At 63.3% G+C, this 7170-nt stretch carries 5 protein-coding genes; 2 read left to right on the top strand and 3 right to left on the bottom strand.

What is annotated here, in order from left to right; genetic code table 11:
- Positions 1 to 1022 (top strand): HlyD family secretion protein (locus tag BSIN_RS24760; protein ID WP_218192450.1); only part of this gene is annotated, 1022 nt, incomplete at its 5' end.
- Positions 1023 to 1270: 248 nt separating this feature from the next.
- Here the strand turns inward: BSIN_RS24760 and BSIN_RS24755 are convergent.
- The gene (locus BSIN_RS24755; RefSeq protein ID WP_089342374.1) at positions 1271 to 2944 is read right to left on the bottom strand and encodes an acyl-CoA synthetase; all 1674 of its coding nucleotides are present in this window, start codon (positions 2942 to 2944) and stop codon (positions 1271 to 1273) included.
- Positions 2945 to 3287: 343 nt separating this feature from the next.
- On the opposite strand from BSIN_RS24755, the gene BSIN_RS24750 reads away from it, so the two are divergent.
- Positions 3288 to 4148: a Crp/Fnr family transcriptional regulator gene (locus tag BSIN_RS24750; RefSeq protein ID WP_369828258.1), complete on the top strand. Its 861-nt coding sequence runs from the start codon at positions 3288 to 3290 to the stop codon at positions 4146 to 4148.
- A gap of 604 nt (positions 4149 to 4752) precedes the next feature.
- Here BSIN_RS24750 and BSIN_RS24745 read toward each other — a convergent pair.
- Together BSIN_RS24745 and BSIN_RS24740 are read right to left on the bottom strand one after the other, a co-directional pair.
- On the bottom strand, positions 4753 to 5259 hold the full coding sequence (locus BSIN_RS24745; RefSeq protein WP_256584056.1) for a DEAD/DEAH box helicase family protein: 507 nt from the start codon (positions 5257 to 5259) through the stop codon (positions 4753 to 4755).
- A gap of 156 nt (positions 5260 to 5415) precedes the next feature.
- Complete coding sequence (locus BSIN_RS24740) at positions 5416 to 6432, bottom strand: 1-aminocyclopropane-1-carboxylate deaminase (RefSeq protein ID WP_089342371.1); 1017 nt, start codon at positions 6430 to 6432, stop codon at positions 5416 to 5418.
- Between the last annotated feature and the right edge of the window lie 738 nt (positions 6433 to 7170).

Genomic DNA, 7170 nt, shown 5'->3' with positions numbered 1-7170 from the left:
ACCCCACCCGCCTGGATCCCCCCTTGCCCGCGTTGCCGCTCGACCATCAGGCGATGCTGGCAGGCGACCTGGCTACCGTCCAGTTCAACCAATTCGCCGTTCCGCTTCTGCCGGCCCTCGCGCAGCTCAACGATGCCACCACGCAGGCCATCGAGGTTCAGCGTGTGGTCACCGATATCAGAAACGAGATCGCCCAAGCACGGCACCGCATTCAGGACGCGACGGCTCGGCTCGACCAAGGCGAGAATCCGCAGACCATATGGCCGCTCGCGGACAATGCACAGCGAAACCTGGAGCGGGCGCGAGCGCTGATTCCACAAGCCCAGACGCCCCTGGATCGAGTGCGGCCGCTAGTCCAACCCGCCTGGGAGGCCGTCAACCAGGCGCGGATTTATTTGGCCAATCCCGCCACCCAGCGTCACGGCGAAGATATTCGAACCAACGTGGTCCAGGCACGGCAAATCATCGACCATGCGCTGAACAACCTGCCGCCGGAGAACATCTTTCGTGCGAATCTGCAACAGCAACGCAACCAGTTGCGGCGAATGGAGGTTTTTCTGGCGCCGGAGCTTGCTCACACACACGATCAATTCCTGGAACAGCAGGCAGACTGGCTTCAGGTGATTCACGAGGCTACGTTGCCGCGCATGCAGAGGCTTCTGCAAGGCGGCATTCCGGGCGGACACGGCGACGAGGCACAAGGCGCCGACGAGCTGATACAGGCGACCGAACAGGCGTTGCAGCAGCTGCGGCAGCGCTTGCAGCGCTTGGCGCCCCGGCCGGAGCGGCCTGCCGGATCGGACAACGGCGGCTCCGGCGACGGGCCGCCACCCAAGCAGCCGCGCATCGATAATGGCGAATCGAGCCAAAACGCGTCCGCGTCCGGCGCCACGAGCGAGCGCCGAATTCACGGCAGCACGTCTGAAGATCCGGCCGGCGAATTCGCATCCCAGCCGTCATCTCAACTCACTTACTGGCTCAATCGCAAAAGCGAATTGCGCCGCCAGATTCCGGCGGACTGAGCCTTCGAAACCGGACAAGGCGCTCGCAAAAACGATGCGATTGCCGGACCTTCATTTTACGGAAGCAAGCTCACTTCAGTAAGCGACGCGCATCGTCGCCGGGCGGCGAATTCGGCCGTCGGCGGTGCGCCCGCTCGTGCATGGCCGGGACGATATTGCCGCCGCCGCGAGTACCCGGCAGGCATCCGCCTGGTACTCGTGCACGCGTCGGCGACTGACGCGGCGGCGCGTATACATACCGCCGCACATCACTGCCCGTCGTGGTTCTTGCCCGCGCCGCCGCCCGCCAGATCGATGGCCTTGGCCGACCCGACCTGCGCCCGCAATTGAAATTTCTGGATCTTGCCGGTCGACGTTTTCGGCAGCTCGCCAAAGCGTACCGCCTTCGGCAGCTTGTAGCCGGCGAGCCATTGCCGGCAGTGCGCGACGATCTCTTCCTCGGTCGCCGTCATCCCTTCGCGCAACTCGACAAACGCGCACGGCACCTCGCCCCACTTCGAATCGGGCTGCGCGACGACCGCCGCGACCGCAACCGCCGGATGCCGGTACAACGCATCCTCGATCTCGATGCTCGAAATGTTTTCGCCGCCTGAAATGATGATGTCCTTACGACGGTCCTTGATCCGGATGTACCCGTCGGGCGTCAGCACGCCAAGATCGCCCGTATGGAACCAGCCGCCCGCGAATGCTTCGTCGGTCGCGCGCGGATTCTTCAGATAGCCTTTCATGCAGATGTTGCCGCGAAACATGATCTCGCCAAGCGTCTCGCCGTCCGCGGGCACCGGCGACATCGTATCGGGATCGAGCACCGTCGCTCCTGCCTGCAGGTGGTAACGCACGCCCTGCCGTGCATTGAGCCGCGCAAGCTCGTCATCGGCGAGCGTATCCCAATGCGCCTGTTTCGCGCACACGGCCGCAGGGCCATACACTTCGGTGAGCCCGTACACGTGCGTCAGATCAAAACCGATCTCCTTCATCTTCGCGATCACCGCGGGTGCCGGTGCGGCGCCCGCGACGAATGCATGAACCGTGTGGTCGATCCCCGCGCGCCAGTCGGCGGGAGCATTGGCGATCGCGCCGTGAACGATCGGCGCGCCGCTGTAGTGCGTCACGCGCTCGCGCCGGATCAACTCGAGCACGCGCTGTGCGTCGACCTTGCGCAGGCATACGTTGACGCCCGCACGCGCCGCGACTGCCCACGGAAAACACCAGCCGTTGCAATGAAACATCGGCAGCGTCCATAGATACACTGCGTGCTTGGGCATGTCCCATTCGAGGATGTTACTGATCGCAGCCAAATACGCGCCGCGATGGTGATAGACGACGCCCTTCGGGTCGCCCGTCGTACCCGACGTGTAATTGAGCGCGATCGCATCCCATTCGTCGGGTGGCGGCGTCCATGCGTATGCCGGATCGCCGCCGCCGAGCAACGCTTCGTAGTCCGTCGCATTCGCGAAGCGCGCCGGATCGGCGGGCAGCGCGTCGGCAACGCTGATGATCGCGAGCCCCGGCATTTCCTGCGCCGCGCGCTGCGCGAATTCCGCGTATTCGGTATCCACGATCAGCGCCTTCGCCTCGCCATGGCGAAGCATGAACAGCATCGACGGTATGTCGAGCCGCGTATTGATCGCGTTCAGTACCGCACTCGCCATCGGCACGCCAAAATGTGCCTCGATCATCTCCGGAATGTTGGGCAGCAGTGCGGCTACCGTATCGCCGCGTGCCACCCCCATGCGCGCGAGCGCGCTCGCGAGCCGTCGTGCGCGCGCGTAAGTCTCGCGCCACGTGCGGCGGACGTCGCCATGCACGACAGCCAGCCGGTCGCCATAAACCTCCGCCGCGCGGGCGATGAAGTCGATCGGCGTGAGCGGCACGTAGTTCGCGTCGCGACGGCCGAGCCCGTCGTCGAATTTCTGCGTCATGATGTCGTCTCCTGCGAAGCGGGCGCCTCGATACGTTCGTTTGTGATCCAATCAGGCTACTCACGGCCATTGTGAGCCGTCTGTCATCCGAACGACAGACTCGCCGCCGGCAACCGCGCGTATTCCCTATCCTCGCAAACCCTGTGTGATGCCAAACGATCATCAAGCCTGCCGAGTTTCGTCGATGCCCGCCGCGCAGCCGGCTGCGCCGATTTCCGGGTCGTCAGTCAGGTCCGCCGGACAGGCCGGCGAACATGCTGGCGAACGACTGACTGAAGCGCCGGGCGCGGCTGGCAACGGCGGGTCCGCCTGCGCAGCGGGTCGAGCATCGGCCTATGCAGCGATCGAAGCGATATGCCCAACACCGGCGGGAACATCTGACAGAGCATCCTTCGAAGTACTCGACAAAGCCTGCGACGAAGCAGCCGGCATGCCCCCTGCCGACACTTGCGCCACATCATCGCCCCCTGTCTCCCCGGCAATCGATGCGACCGCCCCCCGCTCGGCCGGACGCCGCATTACAGGCAGCCTACGTGCACTCTTCACGCGTAGCGGCTGGTTCAATGCGCTTGCGCCCGAACATCAAGCGTTCGTCATCGCGCAATCGCACGCGCAGCATCACGATGCCGGAGATTGGGTCGCGCGCCGGCACGCGCCGTCCGATTACTGGATCGGCGTGCATGGCGGGCTCGTGAAATTGTCTATCTATAACGTCTCGGGACGCGGCTGCACGTTCTCCGGCGTGCCGTCCGGCGGCTGGTTCGGCGAAGGCAGCGTGATCAAGCGCGAGCAGCGCAAGTACGACGTGATCGCAATCCAGCGCTCGCTCGCGTTGTTCGTGCCCGCCGATGCATTTCACGCGCTCCTCGAACGCAGCCTGCCGTTCACCGGCTTCGTGATCCGCCAATTGAACAACCGGATGGGCGAATTCATCGCGTCGATTCAAAACAGCCGGCTGCTCGACGTGAACGCACGGGTTGCCCAATCGCTTGCGCAACTCTTCAACCCCGATCTGTATCCGGATACCGGCGCGACGCTCGCGATCTCGCAGGAGGAACTGGGGATGCTCGTCGGTGTGTCGCGGCAGCGGATCAATCAGGCGCTCCAGCATCTGGAGGCGCTGGGCGCGCTGCGCGTCGCCTATAACCAGATCGACGTGCTCGATCTGCCGACGCTCGCGGCCTGCGGCCTGGAGCAGCTCTGATGCGGCACGACCGATTTACGCCCCCGCCACGTCACGCGTCATCCATCGTGCGCTCAACGCACCGCATCCGGCGCGACCCTGCGCCTGCGGAGGCACGGAGGCATCCGCGGGCGCAGCGTCCTCACTCGACACGGCTCGCAAACGCCCGAGCGCATAACATCATCCGCGCCGTCACTCCCCCTCGGAGCACCCGCCAATCCGCCGTTCGAGTGCCGCCGGTACGCACGCGATGGCCGTCGCGATCCGGCTGACCATACCGCTCGCGCGGATTCGCAAGCGTCCGGCGCTATGCCGCCGATCGGTATTCCGTTCATCAGCGGAATCCGGGATGACAACGCGTGCCACGCAGGAGATGGCCGGCCGGATCGGGCCGGCCCGCCGGAGTACGCAACGGCGGCCGCCGGCAATATTCGGCCAATCGAATCGCGAATGCCGCCCGGTATCGCGATCATCAAGATTTTTCTGCCATCGGGCTGCGAATCCGCAAAAGGCCGAACGAGCGTTCCGCATGCGCACTCGGCATTCAAGCAACGAACCAAGCTGCTTGGCGACGGTCTGGGGCAACCGGCGGACGAGCCGCCGGCAACCAACCCGCAGCCGCATTTCAACGGCAGCGGCCCTCACGATCGGCGCGCCATGCCGCCAACGCTGAGCGGATCGCCTCGGCCGCCTGCGTCGATGCCATCGTTGCATTATCGAGCAGCAGATCGGTGAATGGCGGATCGGCATAGCCCTCGTCATACATCTGCGCGATTCGTTCACATTCCACCGGCGACAAAGCGCGCGCGCCGCGATTGCTCAAACTGACGGCAAGCGGCGGTGCCAACGTCACGACGAACAACCCCGCGCCACGGCGGCCAGCCGCGGCGACCAAGCGCGCATGATCTTCCACGCGCAGCGGATAGGCGACGACCAGATCGGCATCGGCATCGGCGATCAGCGCCTCGATCCGCGCAAGCGCGACCGCGATCACGGTATCGAGATCGGCGTCTTCCGGCGCACCATGATCGTCGCCGTCGACGAACTGCGCACCCGGCAGCAGCTCGCATAAGCGGCGCCCGACCGTGGATTTCCCGGAATTGATCGGGCCATTGATGCATACGATGTCCAACTCAGCTCCCGTGCATCTGTGCATTCGCGCGCAAGCCGCGGAATAAGCGCGCTGGACCTCGGCCGTGGATCTGGCGAGTGGCGCGCTCCGCTGATCTGCGGGATCGCGTTTTAAGAAGCAGCCGGTGCGGCCGTGCGTTTCAATCACGCCGTCGCGTCAGCCGTTGCGGAAAATAAAGCTATAGGCGTTGAGCGCGGGCACACCGCCAAGATGGGCGTACAGCACCTTCGAGCCGGGCGGAAATTCGCCGTTGCGCACTTTGTCGATCATCCCGTGCATCGACTTGCCCTCGTAAACCGGATCGGTCAGCACGCCCTCCAAGCGCGCGCACAGGCGGATCGCCTCCAGCGTGCCGTCATTCGGCAAACCGTACTCGGGGCCGCCATAGCGGGTATCGAGCACGATATCCGTGTCGGCGATGCGCCGGCCAAGGCCCACTTGCTCGGCGGTATGAGCGGCAATGCGGGCGATCTGCTCGCGTGTCTGTTCGGGCTTCGCCGACGCGTCGATGCCGATAACGCGGTCCGCGCGTTCGTCCGCCGCAAAACCGACCACCATGCCGGCCTGCGTGCTGCCGGTCACCGAACATACGACGACGTAATCGAACTTGAATCCGAGTTGAGCTTCCTGTGCGCGAACTTCCTCGGCAAAACCGACGAATCCGAGACCGCCCAACGGGTGATCCGAACAGCCGGCGGGAATCGCATACGGCTTGCCGCCCGCGCGGTGAACACTTTCGATTGCCTCCTGCCAGCTCCGGCGGAAACCGATATCGAAGCCGTCCGATACGAGGCGCACGTCGGCGCCCATAATCCGCGACATCTGGATGTTGCCGACGCGATCATAGACAGCATCGTGATAGTTGACCCAGTTTTCCTGCACGAGCACGCATTTCATTCCAAGATGGGCTGCGACGGCCGCCACCTGCCGGGTCTGGTTCGACTGAATGCCTCCGATGGAAACGAGCGTATCGCAACCTTGAGCAATCGCGTCGGGAATCAAATATTCGAGTTTGCGCGTCTTGTTGCCACCGAACGCCAGGCCGCTATTGCAATCCTCGCGCTTCGCATACAGTTCGACTTTCCCGCCCAGGTGCTTGCTCAAGCGTTCGAGCGGCTGAATTGGAGTCGGGCCGAACGTGAGCGGATAACGCGGAAATTGTTGCAGGTTCATTTTTTGCCTCGTGCAAGTGGGGCACGCGTAGGAGGAAACCGCACGGGATACGGCACTGCCGCTGCCGCATTCCGAGAAAATGATAAAGAAGAGCGACGGAAATGTGCGTATTGAATACCGAAATTTATGCAATTCGCCGTTCGTAGTGAACCACCCCCTGGCGGGTTGGCCGATATCGAAATAACAGCAGGCAATCGAACCCGTCGGCAAAAGACTTGCCCGGCAGTGCCGGCCAACGCATCGTCACGGGCGCGACGCCGCATGCGAATCCGCTGGCATCGTCCCACTGCTGGACAGTGGAGCCTTCGCTCGTCCACCCACCACATCCGCGGGTCGCAAAATTGGGTCGGCAAAAGCACACGCCGATCGCTTTATCATGCACGCGACGCAATCTCATGATTGGGATGTCAATTTCACAAATGGCAACTCTTGCTTGACCCTGAGATACACACTGCTGGGGCTGCCGGAGCTTTGTCTATATGAAATCGTTATGGATTCCGTTGCCTTATAACCAATCAGAGGATTGCCGCTGAGCTTCCCTCGGTTTTTCACCTTCCAACGGCCGAGTTATGCAGCGGCATCCTTGGTCTGCTGAGCTTTGACCCAGTCCCGAAGGAACCGCTGCGGAGAAACCAAGCCGAGTGACGAATGTCAGCGTCGGATAGATACTCCCCACTTTCGTCGAAGTAATTTTCCCCAGTTTTTTATCTGACGGTGCCGCGGTAGCGGCGCCGTCCT

The sequence above is a fragment of the Burkholderia singularis genome (genome assembly GCF_900176645.1).
GTDB lineage: Bacteria > Pseudomonadota > Gammaproteobacteria > Burkholderiales > Burkholderiaceae > Burkholderia > Burkholderia singularis.
Note: the sequence above shows the minus strand (reverse complement) of the source record. Positions and strands in the feature narration are given on the sequence as shown.